Raw genomic sequence first — 18,661 nt, forward strand, 5'->3', positions numbered from 1 at the left:
GAAGATTCAGCGAACACCAGTTCTAATAAAGTTAAGTGAGCTAAAAAAGTAAAAATTATCTTCAGATAAAAAATAGCAATAGCAACAAGTTATCCTCAACTCGCCCTTATATTTTTAAGGATTACCTTTCTAATATTATTTAACTTTTAGGAATTTATAACCACAAAAAACACACCCCTAGCCCCTCTCAAGAGGGGAATACGTGAGCGGTTTCTCTTTGAGGGAACATTTATTTTTTAAAACTGAGCTTTCAAATTGTGCCTTTTAGTGTAAGTTCTTAGAAGTCGCCCCCGCCATAAAACAACCATATTGTTTACTTAGCCTTATAATTTTACAATGAAAAATCACGGTGAGAATTTCAGCGTTGGCAGAAGGGAGTGACCCCCTAGTCAAGTGCGGAGCACGAGCGGCTGGGGTCGCTATAGGGAGATGCGTCCGATGATTTTTGGGATAAAAATATGGAGTCTTGATTTTTTGTTTCTTTAGAAATCAAAGATTCACGAATTCCAATAAATTATTAGCGCGTGAGTAATCAATACAAAAGAAAAAATTCATGAATACCAGAAAACAATAATAACCCATGAATATTTTTTATCTCCTTTGAAATCATAGATTCACAAACTCCAATAAATGGTTAATTCTTCAATAATCAACACAAAAGAAAAAATTCATGAACACCAAAAAACAATAACAGCTCATGAATATTTTTTTATTCCTTTTGAAATCACAGATAACGAACTCCACTGAATTAGTAACCCGAAAGTAATCAAGACAAAAAAAATATTCAAATAAAAAATTAAATATAATCTCTCAATTTTAGGCCTAAAAAAAAATCTGCAAAGAACAAATTCCTCACAGACTTTATTTATTGAAAATCTTTTTTATTACTTATCCAATAATTGATAAGTAGAATTCATACTTATAAATTCAGGCACAATTTTTTTCATTTGCATAACAATATCATCATTACCAAAAAAATTCGCTTTTTCTATTAGTTCTTCAATATCAGTATGCAGGGTCTCAAATTCATCTTGAATTTCTTCCGCAATCATAATTTTTTCGTGATGGGTGGCTAATGTTTTTGAAGTATCGTTAAGTAATTCTTCATATAATTTTTCACCGGGTCTCAAACCAACTATTTGTATCTTAATTTCTTTGTCAGGTACAAATCCCGCCAACTTGATCATCTTTTTAGCCAAATCAATAATCTTAACCGGTTTTCCCATGTCAAAAATATAAATCTCACCTCCATTACCCATGGATCCAGCCTCCAAAACTAACTGACAGGCTTCGGGTATAGTCATAAAATACCGAATAATATCAGGATGCGTAATTGTGACAGGGCCTCCAGCCGCAATTTGCTTGGTAAACAAAGGCACTACAGATCCATTAGAGCCTAAAACATTTCCAAAACGAGTAGTGATAAATTTGGTGACATTTTTCTCTCCTTCTTTTTGTATTTTTAATTGTAGGGATTGCACGTATTTTTCAGCTATTCTTTTGCTTGCGCCCATTACGTTACTTGGGTTTACTGCTTTATCAGTAGAGACCATTACAAATTTTTTGACATTATACAAACAGGATAAATCGGCAAGATTCTTAGTTCCCAAAATATTAGTAAGAATAGCTTGTGAAGGGTTTTCTTCCATCAAAGGCACATGTTTATAGGCTGCAGCATGATAAACAACCTGAGGAAGATGTGTTTTAAAAACCATATCCATGGCGCTTTTGTTCCTTACATCAGCAATTACAGTATGTATTTTTGCATTAGAGCCTATGTTTTGCATTTCCAAACACATATGATGCAAAGGCGTTTCGGCCTGATCTAAAATGATGATTGTTTTAGGATTGAAACTTAACACCTGGCGCACAATCTCGCTTCCTATAGATCCTGCAGCTCCGGTAATCAGAACAGTCTTGTCTTTCAACTGCTTAGATATCGATTTATTATCTAATACAATTGGCTTTCTCTCCAGTAAATCTTCAATTTGAATGCTTTTTACTTTTTGAGAAATTTCCTTTTGATTTTGCCAATCGGAAATCAGTGGTACCGTAAACACATTATAATTAAATTCTAAACACTGATCTACGATAGTTAATTGTTCTTCTTTAGACATGCTTTTATCGGCAATAATAACCGCCTGAGCATTTACAGAACGCATTAGAGGAGGTAATTTTTTCTTTTTAATTAAAATAGGCAAATCCAACATTCGTTTGGTTGCATTTTGGCTGTTTTTATCCACAAATCCAACAATTTTAAAACGGGAAGGAGTTTCAAATTTTAAAGCGTTAGCTACAGATATCGCATTGGCATCTGTACCGTAAATAATAGCGCGTATTAATTTTTCTTTTCCAATTTCTGAGAAATAAACCTCAAAAGTTTGTTTAATTATAACACGGTACAAAAACAGACCACAAAAGGAAAGGACGATATTGATAAAAAAAGCAGTGTTTAAGAATGCTTTTTCACCATAAAGCATTTCATAAGCAAAATTAGAAAAAAGAAAAAGTACCAAAACGGCCATCTGAGAAAACAAAAGCTTCACGGCATCGATATAAGAAGAATGCCTGATAATTCCGGAATAGGTTCTAAACAACCAGAAAAAGAAGAGGTTTACGCCAAAAAACGCGGCTAAAAATCGAAAAATATAAGGTGTAATAACATACTCTAAGCCAGTCCCTTTAAAAATCAGTACTGTAAAAAAAAAGCATATAACTAAAACCGAAAAATCCATCATAACAATTATCCACCTAGGGAGATAACTTAAATTATGAATATTAAATTTCAAGTTTTCTCGTGAAAAAAAATTAGTTTTTACCGATGATGAATCCGATTTTTCAGTAGTACCCAAAATTTATTTTTTTAAAAATTAATGCCTCTGTACTAACAAAAATAAGATTAAAAAAGTTAAAAAATGGAAACCCTTCAATGCATTTTAATTTTGTCAATAAAACAGGAATAAAAAGTTTGAATATCAATTTGTTACGATTTGTTAAAATTTATAATTTATAAAAAAAATCTCGTTCCTATTTTCGAAATAATTTAAAGACAACAGCTTTTATTTGGGCTCGATCCTCCACAGAAAGATTAGAACCGGAAGGCAAACAAAGACCATCATTAAAAAGTGTTTCAGAAACAGTATTGCCATAGTAAGGATATTTACAGAAAACAGGTTGCAAATGCATCGGTTTCCACAACGGTCTCGATTCAATATTTGCGGCCTCCAATGCCAATCGCAAAGTTTCACTGCTTACACCATTGGTTTCTGATGGACGGACTAAAATAGTAGTCAGCCAATAATTGGAAAAATAAGTAGCATCAGGCACCGTAAAAACGGTAACGCCTTTTATGTCTTCAAATAATTCGACATAAAATTCATGTATGTTTCTTCTCAGGCCAATGTGATAATCTAAAACTTCCATTTGACCGCGACCAATACCAGCACAAATATTACTCATTCGATAATTATATCCTATTTGACTATGCTGATAATGTGGCGCTTCATCTCGGGCTTGAGTAGCTAAAAAAATAGCCTCCTCTTTAAGTTTTTCCGTTTTAGTTACGATCGCTCCTCCGCTTGAGGTAGTTATAATCTTACTTCCATTAAAAGAGAAAACTCCCATATCTCCAAAAGTACCGCACTTTTGTCCTTTATAGCTGCTTCCTAAAGCTTCGGCACTATCTTCTAAAATGGGAATAGAATATTTATCGGCAACCGCCCTAATTTGATCAATTTTATAGGGAATGCCATATAAATGAACTGCAATAATTGCTTTTGGTTTTTTATCTTTTGCAATTTTATCTACGATAGCCTCTTCCAGCGCAATTGGACATAAATTATAGGTTTCGGTTTCACTGTCAATAAAAATAGGCGTTGCGCCTTGGTACAAAATGGGATTTGCCGAAGCGGAGAAGGTCATACTCTGACATAGTACAGTATCCCCCGGCTGAACCCCTAAAAGAACTAATCCCAAATGAATGGCTGATGTACCCGAATTTAAAGCGGCAACATGATGTGAACCTAAATAGTCTTCTAGATCTTGTTCGAAAGCGTTTATGTTGGGCCCGATTGGAGCAACCCAATTGGAATCAAATGCTTCTTGAATGTATTTCAGTTCACTGCCTCCCATGTGTGGAGGCGAAAGCCAAATTTTGTTTTTATGCATCTTCTAAAAATAATAACGATACAATTGTATCAAGGTAAATTAAAAAAAATTACGCTAAAATCAGTAGTGCAATATCATATTCTAGACTTCTGCTGCACTAATTTTTTCTAAAAAAAACAAACCAAATTGTTTTCAAAATAATACCAATATCTCCCCAAAAACTTCGTTGGTAATAATAGTCTAGATTCAGCTGCACCTTATCAGGGAAAACGATGCAGTCGTTGTAAATGACAGGCGTTAACTGCTTCTCCAACACATACTCCTCTTTACTGTATTTTAAAGACGCAATACTAGTTAATCCCGGTTTCAATTCCAATATTTTTCGGTTTTCACCATCAAGTAAATCATAATAACCTGGTAAATCAGGTCGTGGTCCCACAATACTCATTTCTCCCCTTAAAACATTAAAAAGTTGAGGCAGCTCATCTAATTTATAGTTTCGGAGAAACTTCCCTATTTTCGAAATACGGGGGTTTCCTAATGCCGGTAAAACTTGAATGGTACGAAGCTTGTATATTTTGAAGGGGGTACCAAATTGGCCAATACGCTCTTGGATAAAGATTCCAACCGTATGCGTGTCGATAGCGGCCAGTAACCATGTAATCAATACCAGCCAAAAAAAGAAAAGAAGAGAGAAGAGAGAGAAAATAATATCAAAAAAACGTTTTATCATACTTTTCGAAATATTTTATTCTTGATAAAGATACTAGCAAAAAACGAATTACGAATTTCTAAGAACCATTTTACGAGTGACTAAATTTCGAACAAGTAAATAAATAAAGGTCAGCAGCAGTAAAAATGCACCTGTAAAGAAAAGAGATAAATACCCTTTGGTATCCGCATAAATAACCAATGCATTAATTCCCAATTGCAGACCCGCGTAAATAAAAGAAATTAAAATATGGGAATAGCCCATTTCATTGGCTAAATATTGATACAAATGAGAACGGTGCGGCTGGAATATATTTTCTTTTTTAAGTAATCTGTTTATGATTGTAATTATGGCATCAATTCCATAAACCGAAAAGAAAAGAATATACCCGAGTTGCCCGGAGTCGATAATCGTTTTTATCATAAAATAGCCTAAAAAAAGTGCCATACTGATACTACCTACATCGCCTGCGAAAGTTTTGGCTTTTTTTCGAACATTAAACAACCCAAAAGAAAAACAAGACAATCCCAAGGTAATTAGCAAAGGTAAACTGGCTTCGTTAATGCGTAAGAAAGAAAAACTAACTATAGCTGTTAGGGCATATAAAACGGTGATTCCATTAATACCATCCATAAAATTGAAGGCATTGACCCAACCAATCAGCAAAACAAATACAAGTGGAAGTAACCACAATGCTTCTGAAAATAAGTGCAAGTCATAAAAAACCAAACCAACGGCTACAACATGCGAAGCAAATCGGGGCAACTGAGACAGGGGTTTGATATCATCTACAAAACTAACAATCGCAACCAAGACAACTGCTAGTGCCACTGGCCAAGAAACGTATCCTAAAAAAAAAGCGATACTGATGGCAATCGGAAAAATAATCCCGCCACCTCTTAAAGTAATTGCAGAATGGGAAGACCTCGAATTAGGTTTATCGATGATATTGTATTTTTCCGCAATTTTGAAATAAATAAGTTCAATCCCAATCAATAAAAATAATAATGCAATGTAAACCATATTTTTAAACGCTATATAATAATCTCAAACTGAATACTGAACACTAAACTGATCCCTGAACACTGAATTCTGATCACTGAACACTGATAACTGATCCCTAAACTACTAAAAACTACAACTTATGTTTCAGCAATCCCAAAAGATACTCTCCATAACCCGATTTTTTCAAAGGCTCAGCCAACTCTTTCAATTGTTGTTCCGTTATAAAACCTTGTCGCCAGGCTATTTCTTCAATGCAACCTACTTTCAATCCCTGACGTTCTTCAATAACCTGGACAAATTGTCCCGCCTGCATTAAGCTGTTAAAAGTTCCGGTATCCAACCAAGCCGTACCTCTGCTTAAAATACCTACTTTCAAGGCTCCTTTTTCAAGATATACTTTGTTCACATCTGTGATTTCATATTCTCCACGGGAACTTGGTTTAATATTCTTGGCAATTTCCACAACTGAATTGTCATAAAAATACAAGCCGGGTACCGCATAATTTGATTTGGGTTCCAACGGTTTTTCTTCAATAGAAAGTGCTTTAAAATTAGTATCAAATTCTACCACACCATAGCGTTCCGGATCAGAAACGTGATACGCAAAAACTACTCCTCCCTCTGGATTAGTATTGGATTGCAATAACTCATCCATATTGGACCCAAAAAAAATATTATCACCTAAAACCAAAGCGACACTGTCTTTTCCTATGAATTCTTCTCCAATAACAAAAGCCTGAGCTAAACCGTTTGGTATAGCTTGCTCCGCATAACTGAATTGACAACCTATTGACGAGCCGTCTCCTAACAATTTCTTGAAATTAGGCAAATCATGCGGAGTCGAAATAATTAATATTTGATTGATTCCCGCCATCATCAAAGTAGACAATGGATAATAAATCATCGGTTTGTCATAAACCGGCATCATTTGCTTGCTCATTGCAAGTGTTAAAGGATGTAAACGGGTTCCGGAACCTCCGGCTAATATAATTCCTTTCATTTTTAAAGTTGCTAGAAGCAGTAAGCTATAAGCTCTATGCTTGGTTTTGTTTCAATAATAATCTTTCGTCTTTTGATTCACTAAAGCGTTCCCCCTTTGGGGGCTAGGGCGCTATATTGTTTTTCGTAATAAGTGGCATATTCTCCCGAAGTTATATTATTTAACCAAGTTTCATTATCCAAATACCAGTTTACGGTTCTTTCCAATCCTTGGACGAAAGTAACCGAGGGTTTCCAACCTAATTCTGTATTAATCTTAGTAGCATCAATAGCGTAACGCAAATCATGGCCTGGACGGTCTTTGACATAGGAAATCAATTGTTTTGAAGTACCTGCTGCTCTTCCTAATTTCTCATCCATTATTTTACAAAGCAATTTAACCAAATCAATATTTTGCCATTCGTTAAAACCACCTATATTATAAGTATCGTGATTTTTTCCTTCATGAAAAACTAAATCAATTGCTACCGCGTGGTCTTCCACAAAAAGCCAATCACGGGTATATTTTCCATCTCCATAAACGGGTAAGGGTTTATTTTGAATAATATTATTGATGAACAAAGGGATCAATTTTTCAGGAAAGTGAAAAGGACCATAATTATTGGAACAATTAGTCAGTACATAAGGCAAGCCATACGTTTCTCCATATGCTCTTACAAAGTGGTCAGAACTGGCTTTAGAAGCTGAATAAGGAGAATTGGGATCATAAGCAGTAGTCTCTGTAAACAATCCTTCGGAACCTAAACTACCATAAACCTCATCAGTGCTAATGTGATAAAATCGTTTCCCATCCATATTATCTTTCCAAATCATCTTGGCAGCATTCAATAAATTCACGCTACCAATCACATTAGTCTTTACAAATGCCAATGGATCAGTAATGGAACGATCCACATGTGATTCAGCAGCTAAATGCAATACTCCATCAAATTGATGCTCAATAAAAAGCGAATCAATAAAATCGGCATCAACGATATCTCCTTTTATAAAAGTATAGTTTTGTGCGGCCTCAATGTCTGTTATATTTTCTAAATTCCCAGCATATGTCAGTGCATCCAAATTAAAAATTTGATACTCCGGATATTTGTTTACAAAACGTCTCACCACATGCGAGCCAATAAATCCAGCTCCTCCAGTAATTAATATTTTCTTCATTTTTCTACACTTTTTTATTTCTATTCTTTTTCTTAAAAATCAAAGAATAGACTCCCTTTTAGATTTTATATTCTCAATAACCATTTTAAACTTTAAACAATTAACCTTTTAAACCTTTAGTTTTAAACCATTAAACTCTAAACTTTAAAATTATATCTACTCTTTCAACAACTCCATACATTTTCTCAAGCACAATTTGTAATTGGGTACTTCAACACCAAAAGTAGTTGCAATTTTTCTTTTATCCAATAAAGAATAGGCAGGGCGTTTCGCAGGTGTATGATAAGCAGATGATGGGATGCCACTCACATTACAGTCAAAACGGCCAATTTCTTGTATGGCTAAAGCGAATTCGTACCAACTGATTTCTCCTTCATTGGAAAAATTATAAATACCCGCTTGCCACAAATCATGTGTAATTATAGTCATTATAGCTTGTGCTAAATCGGCCGCATAGGTTGGACTTCCAATCTGATCATTGACCACATTCAAAGTTTCTCTTTCTCGCATCAACCGGGACATAGTTTTTACAAAATTATTCCCGAACGGACTATACACCCATGAAGTTCTTATAATGATGGCATTTGGATCGGCGGCCATACACGCGTTTTCTCCTGCTAATTTTGTCGCACCGTAAACATTGATAGGATTTGTTTTTGCCACCTCATTCAGGGCAGTAGCAGAAGTACCGTCAAAAACATAATCGGTTGAAATGTGAATTAATTTCGCATTATTTTCTTTGGCGTAGGTGGCGATTACTGCCACAGCCAAATGATTTACGACGTCTGCTAAATCGTGCTCGGTTTCAGCTTTATCAACTGCTGTGTAGGCACCACAATTCAAAATAATATTCGGTTTTATCTTTTCTAATTGACTAGATAAAACGGATAAATTATCTAAAGAAACTTGTGTTCTGTCAGCAAAAAACCATTCAAATTGGGAATAGTTTTTGGATAATAATGCTAATTCCGAGCCTAATTGACCCGTTGCACCTGTGACTAAAATTTTTTGCATTTTTATATTTTATTACCGCTAAGATCTTAGAAAATCAAGACAACGGTTGTGTTTTTCTATTATATTGATACTACGTCACAACTCCCGATCTAACCGACAACGTTAAACTTCTTCTTTAACCTTCTTTGTGGACTTTGTGATTACGTATTAAATTCCCAATCTAACCTACAACTTTAAACCTTAAACTTTAAACCTTAAACAATTTTTAAAACTTTAGGTAATCTTAAATGGAATCGATCGTTACCCTAAACTATTCCTCTTTTGTAAAACAATTTTCCAACTCTGTCAATATGCAAAAGCAAATCAAAATTGGTTATTTCTCGTTTTAGAGACAAATCTATTTTGTAAGGCAATGATAAATCATCTAATATATTCTCCATTTCCAAAAATTTTGGAAAAGATATTGAATTCTCGATGATGGTTAAATCAATATCAGAACCTACTTTAAAATTTCCTTTCGCTCGGGAACCATAAATAATCACGCTATCAATACCATTATAAGTAGTAAAGACATGATTTATTTTGTCTATATCCTCCTGTTTTAAGCCAAATTGTATCATTCTAAAGTTCTTTCATTTTCTCTTTAAAAGACACAAACAAATCGTAATAATAATTCAATATTCTATCTCTATTCTCGTTTGCTGTACTTTCGTTATAAGTATGTGTAGATTGGTTTCTACTTTTTATCATTTCCATCCATTGTGCCCCGTCCTGAATCAATCCTTTTTGAAACGCTTCTCTCATAGCATCTCTAGACCCCGTAATAGTCGTATTTCCTTGATATTCAAAATAATCCTGCATTACATTCCAAGCCAACTCGTGTGTGAATCCAAAAGCTTGAATAAGTCCCTGCTCTTCCAGTTCGTTCAAATTACCTTTCACTATAAATTTCTGCAACTGTCCTAGTGCTTTCAGATAATTTCCAAAACGTTGTTTCCATCGAATATCTTCTTCCATAATTCAATTCAATTTAAATATCTTTTTTGTTCAACAAACAATACAAAATAGTAAATTATTGTTCGTTATGTCTAACAAAAAAATTGTTTATTTAACATCGCACCATACAAAAAGCAACCAAAAATCCATCTAAAAACTTCTGCCCCGCCCTTAAATAAAAAGCATAAAAAAACAACATTTGAAATTAAAAGGAGGACTGCCAGTGGTAGTCAGGTAAATAACCATAACAGTTTTTAAATTTTTAAGCTTTTTATTTGCAGGCTTGATTTTTTTGTTTCTTTTTTGATCAAGCAAAAAAGAAAAAATTGTTCTTCAGTAATAATATAAGTACTACTAACCCATGACTATTTTTTGTATCTTTTTTAATCAAGACGAATCGAAAATTTCAAACCTAAAACTCCCAATCAATTTCATCAAACCCCGGCAACACCAAATCCTTTTCAGAAACAATTACTTCATCAGGCCTCAATTGCCAATCAATCGCTAAAGTAGGATCGTCATAACGAATGCCTCTCTCACTTTCTTTGTTGTATAACTGATCGACTTTGTACATCACTGAAGCCGTTTCACTCAAAACCGAAAATCCATGAGCAAATCCGTGAGGTACCATCAGTTGCTTTTTATTTTCCGCACTTAAAACTACACTGAAATGCTGCCCGTAAGTAGGCGAATTTTTACGCAAGTCTACCGCCACATCTAAAATTTCTCCCTCTAATACCCGCACCAATTTAGCCTGAGCAAAAGGGTTAATTTGCAAATGCAAGCCACGGATCACACCTCTTTTCGAGAAAGACTGATTGTCTTGGATGAATTGATAGTCAATCCCATTTTCACTGAATTGAGCTTGGTTGTAGGCTTCGAAAAAGTACCCCCTTGAATCCTCGAATATTCTAGGAGTTATGATTACTAAATCTTGTATAAATGTTTTTTCAAGGGTCATATTGTAATTTTATATTTCTATTATAATTCTAATCGTCTTTATTTTGTATACTGCAGAGAACAAAAAATCGTATAATTGTTTAGTCCGGCAAACAATACAATTATATTTTTTTAAAGGAATTAAATGTTTTTAACAAGCCTTCTTTTGCTTTTACCGGCAAAGGTTTTCCTATAGCGGTTACAATTTTTTGATTACTAACTACATAATTCTCTGTTAGTTTTTGCAAACGTTCTGAATTGAGTGGCAAATGCAAATAATCACCAAGTCTTGCAATCCCTTTAATGCAAGAAGAGGGAATATTAAAAACCCTGTTTTTTTTGCCTAAACTAATTCCTAATAATTGGATAAGCGCATTCGTTGACACCGATTTATCATCTGAAACTTGATAAACTCCTGAAGAAATTGTTACATTTATTAATATTTCTTGTATCACAAAACAAAGGTTTTCGATACTTAAAAAAGAACGTTCATTTTGAAAATCCCCAAGTGGCCATGGCAATCCTTTGTATACTAACTGATACAATAAATTCAAATTTCCTTTATTTCCGGGACCATGTATCATACAAGGCCTCAAAACATAAACTCTTTTTCCTTTGGGCAATTCCTTACTCAAGATGTATTCTTCTGCTTGATGCTTGGCAATACCATAATGGGTTTTAGGATTTGGTATTTCGTCTTCGCTCAATATCCCCTTTACTTCATCCGCCACCGCTTTTACGGTACTCATAAAAATAAAAACGGATGCTTCTGATACTAAAAACGAATCAAACAACTGCTTAGTTAACTCAAAATTAGCTTCGTAATAATCCCTTGGTTTGGAAACTTTCTTTAAGTCATGCGCTTTACCTGCAAGATGAATGATAGCATCTGCATTAATCTCAAATTGTTGCTTGGGTACATAACGAATGCTAATAGGTTTCACCCTATTTGAAATACTCAAATAGTTTACAAGATTGGTACCTACAAATCCACTAGCTCCAGTAATGGTAATTTTCATCTATTTAAATTGAGATAAAGCTTCATTATTTATTTTCTTTCTTTCCGAATCAAAAAACCAACCCCATTTATTAAAATAAGTAATTGCTGAATTTATAAATATCATAAACAATCTTTTACTTTTATTGGCTCCTGATTCATATTCATGCACTACCGAAACTTTTGGGAAATAGATTGTTTTATAATGCTGGTGCATCCTTCTTGACAAATCCCAATCTTCAAAATACATAAAAAAAGCGTCATCATACATCCCTACTTTTTTGATAGCATCAAGATTTAGTAAGGTAAAGCAACCCGAAAGGACCGGAGCATTGTAAATTACTTCTTTAGATATATTTCGTAACTCATATTCATTTATAAATTTCTGATAGACAACAGCAGGTTTATTAATTTTCCTCCTCAATATACTAAACGGGCTTGGTAAAAGTTTAGGTAAATTCTGAATACTACCGTCTTCATTTAGAACCTGAGGCATCATCATTCCAATTGTAGCATCGTTTAACATATATTCTACCATAGGCGTAATTATATTTCCTTCAAAACGAATATCAGGATTAACTATAAAATGAAATTTCGAACCCAACTGTAATGCCTTCTGAATTGCTTGATTATGTGCTGCCCCAAAGCCAGGATTTGTAGGATTATGGATGTATTGGATTCTTGAATCAGTAACCAAAACTTTTAATTCATTTGTCGGAGAATTATCAACTAAAAAAAGTTTAAAAATACTATTGGTCCTCAGCAAAGACTGAATAGCATTTCGCAACATTTTTAAATCGTTTTTATACAAAACGATACCAGAAGTTATTATTGTATTCATTTAATTTTCTGCATTTTAAATATCCTCCCACCTTTCACTTACAAAATTATATTTTTTTATTACCTTAGCTGGTATTCCTACAGCTATCACATAAGACGGTAAACTTTTTGAAACTACCGAGTTGGCTCCAACTATAGTTCCTCTACCGATGGTTACCCCAGATAATACAGATACGGACTCTCCCAACCAAACATTCTCCTGAATAATTACCGCTTTCGCATATAGTTCTCTTTCGTTTGGAGGTGTATTTGGAGAATCGTGTATGTCATCTGCTCCATAACTACCATGATTTAAATCAGATATAAAAACCTTACTTGCAATCAACACATTGTCACCTATAGTCACGTCTTCCTTTGCTGAAATATGAACATAATCATTTATTTCAACATTTCTACCGATATGCAAAACCTTATTTTCATTCTCGGGGTATGCCTCGAGCCTGCAACCCACACCAGTAGTGAAATTATCCCCAATCTGAATATACCTGCTATTTCTAATATCAAAAGGTAATCTTATGAGTCTTGCATTTCTATGAAATAGTTTTGTATAAATTAATGATACAAACAATTTTACAAAACCAATTATACCATATCTTTTTATCATTATTTATCGAATTTAAATATTAAACCAATTTTTTAATCAACAATTCTATTCTAAAGAAAAAAACTGAAAAATAAACATTTGCCATTTTGAAATCAAACCCAAATATTTTAATTAAACTACCTCCCAAAGGTCTTAATAAAAAAAGAGGTATAAACTTATACTTTTTATATTTTTTAATTATGCAAACGAAACCTGGACTATAGCTTTTGTATCTCTTTTTAGTTTCTTTTAACGAAAGTAAATTCTTAGTTGATTTAGCAGGATGAAAAGAATATATTTTTGAAATATAATAAAACTTAGCTCCAGCCCTACTCAAACGAATAAAATGATCATAATCTTCACAGCTACCAAATTTGCCTCCTACACCTAAATCTTCATCAAAAAAAACTTGTTCCTTAAATTTTTCATATAATACAACTTGATTTGGAGAACCAATTAACGAATGTTTATCTTCATTAATAAAACTTCCTTCATTTAAGAATTTTCCAAGATACAATTCCTTTGTTCCTTCATTATAAATAGGAGTAATATAACATTTATCTGTATTTAAAACTAATGGAAAATACATGAAAAAGTTTTCATCAAAACTCGAATCATCATCTGGAAACATAATATATTCTGCCGAAATAACATTGCTTAACAAATATTTCAAAGCAATATTTCTTGCTTTTGAAAGCCCCATTTTACTTTCATGAATAAAAGCTATAGAAAGAAATGAATTCTTAGTACTGTATGAGATTTCACATTCTTGCGAAACAACAACCATTAGTACTTTTATTTTTTTAATATTACTATCTATGCTATGAATTAATTTGAAAATATTCAATTCATCTTGATGTGTAGTAATTAAAATAAGATTATAATTTGTCATTTTGTATTTTATTATATATACTTTTATAAAACAAGTCGGGATTATTTTGAAATATCAATAGGCTTATAAAAATAACTACTGGTAAAAAAGATAAAAAAGCCGCTAAAGATTAATGGCTCAGAAGCCAGACAGATTAATATAATGAAGAAAAAAAAACCTTTATTGTAATTAATTAATTTTTGATTGTAAAGAAGAAATAAATAAATCAGACCTAATGGAATGCCCAAAAATAAAAAAACGGTAATTACTGAATTTGTATTACCGTGAGCTTCCGTAAAATCGCTATCCATATAAATTGGGCTTTTCTCTTGAGCCTCTTTGTTTTTTATATTTGAAAATCCAACCCCAGTAAAAAAATTATCTTTAGTGACATCTAAAGCTACTAAAACATCATAATTTCTTATCAAGAATGAGGCTTCTCCCTTACCAGAAACTTTTTCAGTAACATTAGAAAGCAAAACAGGTATTGACAGGACTAAAAACAAAAACAAAAAAAATATCTTTTTCATCTTATTACTTTCAGTATTAAAAAGATAGTATGTAAACTGAAGAAACATTATTAAAAGGCCAGTAGTTGAGAAAGTAGTGAAGATCAAGAAACCAGTTAAAAATATCAGTCCTTTCCTCAATGTTAAATTATCTCCAAAAAGTAACCTAAATAAAAAAATATTAAGAACCACGCTTAAAACTCCTGGTTCCCAATAAAAACCTTGATTTCTAACTAAATCTATCCCTAAAATAGTGTGTTCTGCTCTATAGAAAAAAACATAAAAAAGGTGATTACAAGTATAACTTTCGCTTAAAAAGGGAGTAAAAAAACTTTTTAGAAAATTAGTAGTAAAAAAATTAAAAAAAGAATAAATAACTATAATTATAAAAACAAAATCAAAATTATTAATGGAGATATTTTCTTTGTTTAATAATGCGAGAAAAGCTATATTGAAAATCAAAATTAAACCATACATAATTGGAAACTCTATAAAACTAATATTAATACCAGTTAAAATCCAGTTAATAGACAAAAAAAACATTAACAGCCCTACAGCTTTTAGAAAGGACATCAAATGAATATTATAGTATTTTTTTTGAAACAAAAGAGATGTAACTGACACAAACAGCAATATAATATAGAATAAATTCGCTCCAAAAATAATAGGATAAACTGATCCACAAAACAGAAACAACAATCCTACAATAAGAACATTAAGTCCTTTAACAACATCCATGTATCTTATTTTAATTAATTAGCTTGAGTATCCAATTATCCAATTTTTGATCTTTAACTAAATTAGATATTATATCATCATTAAAGGTTTCAGAAAAAAATTCTTGATCAAAAAACTTAATCCTTTTAGAATCATAAAATGGCTCCTGTTTAACCGATAAATTATTCGTTAATAAAATTCTATTTGCTCCTAATGCTTCAAAAGTTCTCATTGTCAAACCTCTTTGATTTTCATTTGCTGCATCAATTATAATATCTGAACTTGAATATAGCATCAAAATTTCAGAGAAAGATATATTTTTAAAAAACAAATACTCTTTCTTCAGCTTAACACCTTTCATCAACAATTTTAAATAATGATAAAAAGGGATTCTGATTTTTATTATTGTTTCAATCCCCACTTTATTCAAACGTTCCTTTAACTCTAAAACAGAACTGTATCTTAACATTTGAAAAGTTCCCACAAACAAAGCTGTTTTTGTTTTTGAATTTCTTGATTCAATTTCCGCATATTCACTTCTATAGAATAAAGGAAAATAATCAAATCCATATAACTTTGCATCTCCACCATCAAAAGTACTTATCTTGTTAAAAAAATCTTTTTGGTATAAATAATTACAATTTTTAACAGAGTCCCATTGGTACATTATCATCTCAAGTCCTGCCTTCTTACATTTATCTAAAACAAAAAGTGGAACATACTCTCCCCTAATAACAAAAAGGGTATTATAAGAATCTAAATCAATTTTTCTTAATCTACAATACCAATTAACATTCTGATATAATTTTATGATACTTATATTTATTTTTTTAAAAAAATCAAAAACACCGTTATAAGGTCTGTCATTAAACATTAAAACATACCCTCCTAAATTTTCAATTTCTGTTTTAATTGCTTCGTTATATCCAATAAATTTGGGACAAATGAAAATTATTTTTTTGTCTGAGAAAACACCACTATTTTTCATATGCTATTTAAACAAGCCTTTATCTTTCATTTCTGCTATAGAAACTTCATATTTACTTTCTATAACATCCTGAGTAATGACCCATTCAGTAAACTTCTTGATTCCTGATTTAAAATCAAACGTAGGTTTAAAACCTAAAACCTTATTAATCTTAGTTAAATCAGCAAAATTATGACGAATATCACCTAAACGATAATTTCCTGATATGTTTACTTTCGCTTCTATGCCGTAATTAGTAATTAATTCATTAGCAACCGTAATCACATCGGTCGCTTCTCCAGTACCAACGTTAAAAACGTTTCCATTTGCTTCATTTTTCTCTATCCCTAGAATAGTTGCATTAACTACATCGTCAATATAAACAAAATCCCTAGATTCTTTCCCATCTTCAAAAATATTAATACCCTTACCATTGCGTATTAAAGTGGAAAATATAGACAATATTCCGGTATAAGGATTGGATAATGACTGCCCAGGACCATACACATTTTGGTATCTAAAAGCGACTGGAGCGACACCAATAGTTGGACAAACGGTCATTATCATTTGCTCTTGATTTTGTTTTGTAATGCCATATACAGAAGAAGGATGAATTTTAGATTCCTCATCCGTTGGCAACAATTGTAAAGGCTTTGACAATCCTTTATATTTTACTTCAAAATCATTATTAGCCATAAAATTATCTGTACGGTGTTCTGGATATACAGCAGTATTCAATTCATCCGACCAATATTTACCTTCACCGTAAATTGACCTTGATGATGCTATTACTACCTTTTTTACCGTATGTATATTATTTGCTAAGAAATCAAGCATTTTGGATGTACCGCCAATATTTACACTAGTATATTTTTCTATTTCATACATCGATTGTCCCGTACCAGTTTCTGCTGCCAGATGAACTATAACGTCTTGATTGAAAACTGCATCCTTCCATACCTCTTTTGAGGTTACACATCCTTTAATGAATTTAACTTTATTTTTAATTTTAGAAAATAGATAAGAATTATCCTCAGGGTTTTCACCATGTATTTGTGGTGATAAAGTATCCAAAACTGTAACATTATATTTCTTCTCAATCAATGCAAGAGCCAAATTAGAACCAATAAATCCTGCTCCACCTGTAATCAATATATTTTTCATGTAAACTTATATTTTATAATTTTTCCTTTTTACGTACTTTCAGGAATTTCAATATCTGTAACCTATACTACCTATCCTAATTAATTCACCAAACTAAATACAAATCCATCATTAATCTCTTTCTCTAAAAAAACTGGAATTATCGTTTTATAGTATAATAAATGACCAAAAGAAGTTGGGTGATGAATAAAATCACCACATAAATCTTGGTTTATCTTTACTTGATTGTATTTTGAAAACTCTTTATAAATATCCGCAAAATAGCAATTGTATTTCTTGGCCAAATTATTTATTGATGCATTATATGCCATCGTTGAATTTTCAAACTCCAAATCCCAAGATGGATTCTGCTGTAAAAAACCAACTAAAATAACATCTATATTGTTCTGTTGAAACTTTTTTATTAACTCTCCCATATTTTTTTCAAATAAAATCTGGTTTGCTAATCAATTACTTGAAATATGATCATTCATTCCAAATTCTATAAAAACAATATCGTTTTGGTCTTGTATAATAACTGGAAGTGAGTTAAAAACATCCCCAATAGAACTCCCACTTTGAGAATAATTAGTGACAAAACAATTTGATCCGTAAATTGTTTTTAAAGCCTTTCCAGTAAGATACGGATATGTTTGAGTATCATTATCGTGAAAAAAATTTTCATAGGTATGAGCTCCAGCAGATATCGAAGTTCCAATAACACCCAATTTAATTAGTTCATTATTTTTTAATTTCTCTTTGATTCGTTGTGATAATAGAGTGTTTCCAAAGTCTCCATTGATAATTTCAAGGTCCTTGAAATTATAATCAGCATAAACTTGAAAGGGAATAACTAAAGAAGGGTTTCTAGGAGAAGAACTAAACGTAAAAGTGCCATTACTATTAAATATAACACTATGTTCTTTAAAATTAGGAACCGCCGAATTATTTGTCCTTCTAACAATGTTATTTGAAACAACATAATCAACATTTTCTTTGTAATAAATTTTATTCCTATTATTATCAATTGAGTAAAGTTTTAAACCATTTATTTTATTTTTTATTAAATAATTTTCTTCTCTTTCCTTAAGCACAAATGTTTCACCTACCATTTTTGAATCTGGGACTTCCCTAATATTCGCTTCATCTTTAGCGCATCCAAGTATA

The 18,661-nt window shown here is 32.2% G+C and carries 19 protein-coding genes; all 19 read right to left on the reverse strand.

The genetic code is table 11. The features are described 5' to 3' along the window. Positions 1 to 884: 884 nt before the first annotated feature. The 19 genes from C4S35_RS09400 to C4S35_RS09490 all read right to left on the reverse strand — a co-directional run bounded on the left by C4S35_RS09400 (position 885) and on the right by C4S35_RS09490 (position 18,606). Positions 885 to 2,852, reverse strand: coding sequence for a nucleoside-diphosphate sugar epimerase/dehydratase (locus C4S35_RS09400; protein ID WP_103999937.1), 1,968 nt, complete (start codon positions 2,850 to 2,852; stop codon positions 885 to 887). A gap of 175 nt (positions 2,853 to 3,027) precedes the next feature. Further along, a complete protein-coding gene (locus C4S35_RS09405) occupies positions 3,028 to 4,167 on the reverse strand; it encodes a DegT/DnrJ/EryC1/StrS family aminotransferase (protein WP_103999938.1) in 1,140 nt (379 codons plus the stop codon). A 97-nt stretch (positions 4,168 to 4,264) separates the two neighbouring features. Continuing rightward, on the reverse strand, positions 4,265 to 4,840 hold the full coding sequence (locus tag C4S35_RS09410) for a sugar transferase (RefSeq protein WP_103999939.1): 576 nt from the start codon (positions 4,838 to 4,840) through the stop codon (positions 4,265 to 4,267). A gap of 48 nt (positions 4,841 to 4,888) precedes the next feature. After that, positions 4,889 to 5,842, reverse strand: a complete 954-nt coding sequence (locus C4S35_RS09415; RefSeq protein ID WP_103999940.1) for an MraY family glycosyltransferase — start codon at positions 5,840 to 5,842, stop codon at positions 4,889 to 4,891. Between the two features lie 112 nt (positions 5,843 to 5,954). After that, on the reverse strand, positions 5,955 to 6,824 hold the full coding sequence (rfbA, locus tag C4S35_RS09420; RefSeq protein WP_103999941.1) for a glucose-1-phosphate thymidylyltransferase RfbA: 870 nt from the start codon (positions 6,822 to 6,824) through the stop codon (positions 5,955 to 5,957). A gap of 80 nt (positions 6,825 to 6,904) precedes the next feature. After that, a complete protein-coding gene (gene rfbB, locus C4S35_RS09425) occupies positions 6,905 to 7,978 on the reverse strand; it encodes a dTDP-glucose 4,6-dehydratase (RefSeq protein WP_103999942.1) in 1,074 nt (357 codons plus the stop codon). 156 nt (positions 7,979 to 8,134) lie between these two features. Then, on the reverse strand, positions 8,135 to 8,992 hold the full coding sequence (gene rfbD / locus C4S35_RS09430) for a dTDP-4-dehydrorhamnose reductase (RefSeq protein ID WP_103999943.1): 858 nt from the start codon (positions 8,990 to 8,992) through the stop codon (positions 8,135 to 8,137). Positions 8,993 to 9,237: 245 nt separating this feature from the next. Beyond that, positions 9,238 to 9,552: a nucleotidyltransferase domain-containing protein gene (locus tag C4S35_RS09435; protein WP_103999944.1), complete on the reverse strand. Its 315-nt coding sequence runs from the start codon at positions 9,550 to 9,552 to the stop codon at positions 9,238 to 9,240. 1 nt (position 9,553) lies between these two features. After that, on the reverse strand, positions 9,554 to 9,949 hold the full coding sequence (locus C4S35_RS09440) for a nucleotidyltransferase substrate binding protein (RefSeq protein ID WP_208618877.1): 396 nt from the start codon (positions 9,947 to 9,949) through the stop codon (positions 9,554 to 9,556). Between the two features lie 391 nt (positions 9,950 to 10,340). After that, on the reverse strand, positions 10,341 to 10,889 hold the full coding sequence (rfbC, locus tag C4S35_RS09445; RefSeq protein WP_103999946.1) for a dTDP-4-dehydrorhamnose 3,5-epimerase: 549 nt from the start codon (positions 10,887 to 10,889) through the stop codon (positions 10,341 to 10,343). 100 nt (positions 10,890 to 10,989) lie between these two features. Continuing rightward, positions 10,990 to 11,886, reverse strand: coding sequence for an NAD-dependent epimerase/dehydratase family protein (locus C4S35_RS09450; protein ID WP_103999947.1), 897 nt, complete (start codon positions 11,884 to 11,886; stop codon positions 10,990 to 10,992). Beyond that, positions 11,887 to 12,705, reverse strand: a complete 819-nt coding sequence (locus tag C4S35_RS09455; RefSeq protein ID WP_103999948.1) for a glycosyltransferase — start codon at positions 12,703 to 12,705, stop codon at positions 11,887 to 11,889. 15 nt (positions 12,706 to 12,720) lie between these two features. Next, on the reverse strand, positions 12,721 to 13,308 hold the full coding sequence (locus C4S35_RS09460) for an LbetaH domain-containing protein (RefSeq protein WP_103999949.1): 588 nt from the start codon (positions 13,306 to 13,308) through the stop codon (positions 12,721 to 12,723). A gap of 19 nt (positions 13,309 to 13,327) precedes the next feature. Then, complete coding sequence (locus tag C4S35_RS09465) at positions 13,328 to 14,179, reverse strand: glycosyltransferase family protein (RefSeq protein ID WP_103999950.1); 852 nt, start codon at positions 14,177 to 14,179, stop codon at positions 13,328 to 13,330. Between the two features lie 41 nt (positions 14,180 to 14,220). Next, positions 14,221 to 15,405 carry an O-antigen ligase family protein gene (locus C4S35_RS09470; protein ID WP_103999951.1) on the reverse strand — a complete coding sequence of 395 codons (1,185 nt, stop codon included), beginning with the start codon at positions 15,403 to 15,405 and terminating at the stop codon, positions 14,221 to 14,223. A gap of 10 nt (positions 15,406 to 15,415) precedes the next feature. Next, on the reverse strand, positions 15,416 to 16,372 hold the full coding sequence (locus C4S35_RS09475; RefSeq protein WP_103999952.1) for a WaaS/CpsH family glycosyltransferase: 957 nt from the start codon (positions 16,370 to 16,372) through the stop codon (positions 15,416 to 15,418). Between the two features lie 3 nt (positions 16,373 to 16,375). Continuing rightward, the gene (locus tag C4S35_RS09480; RefSeq protein ID WP_244175234.1) at positions 16,376 to 17,503 is read right to left on the reverse strand and encodes an NAD-dependent epimerase/dehydratase family protein; all 1,128 of its coding nucleotides are present in this window, start codon (positions 17,501 to 17,503) and stop codon (positions 16,376 to 16,378) included. A 92-nt stretch (positions 17,504 to 17,595) separates the two neighbouring features. Beyond that, on the reverse strand, positions 17,596 to 17,931 hold the full coding sequence (locus tag C4S35_RS09485; RefSeq protein WP_103999954.1) for an SGNH/GDSL hydrolase family protein: 336 nt from the start codon (positions 17,929 to 17,931) through the stop codon (positions 17,596 to 17,598). Positions 17,932 to 17,961: 30 nt separating this feature from the next. Beyond that, entirely contained in the window at positions 17,962 to 18,606 is a 645-nt protein-coding gene (locus tag C4S35_RS09490) for an SGNH/GDSL hydrolase family protein (protein ID WP_146059533.1), read from the reverse strand. Between the last annotated feature and the right edge of the window lie 55 nt (positions 18,607 to 18,661).

This window comes from Flavobacterium urumqiense (genome assembly GCF_900108015.1).
GTDB classification, from domain to species: Bacteria; Bacteroidota; Bacteroidia; order Flavobacteriales; family Flavobacteriaceae; genus Flavobacterium; species Flavobacterium urumqiense.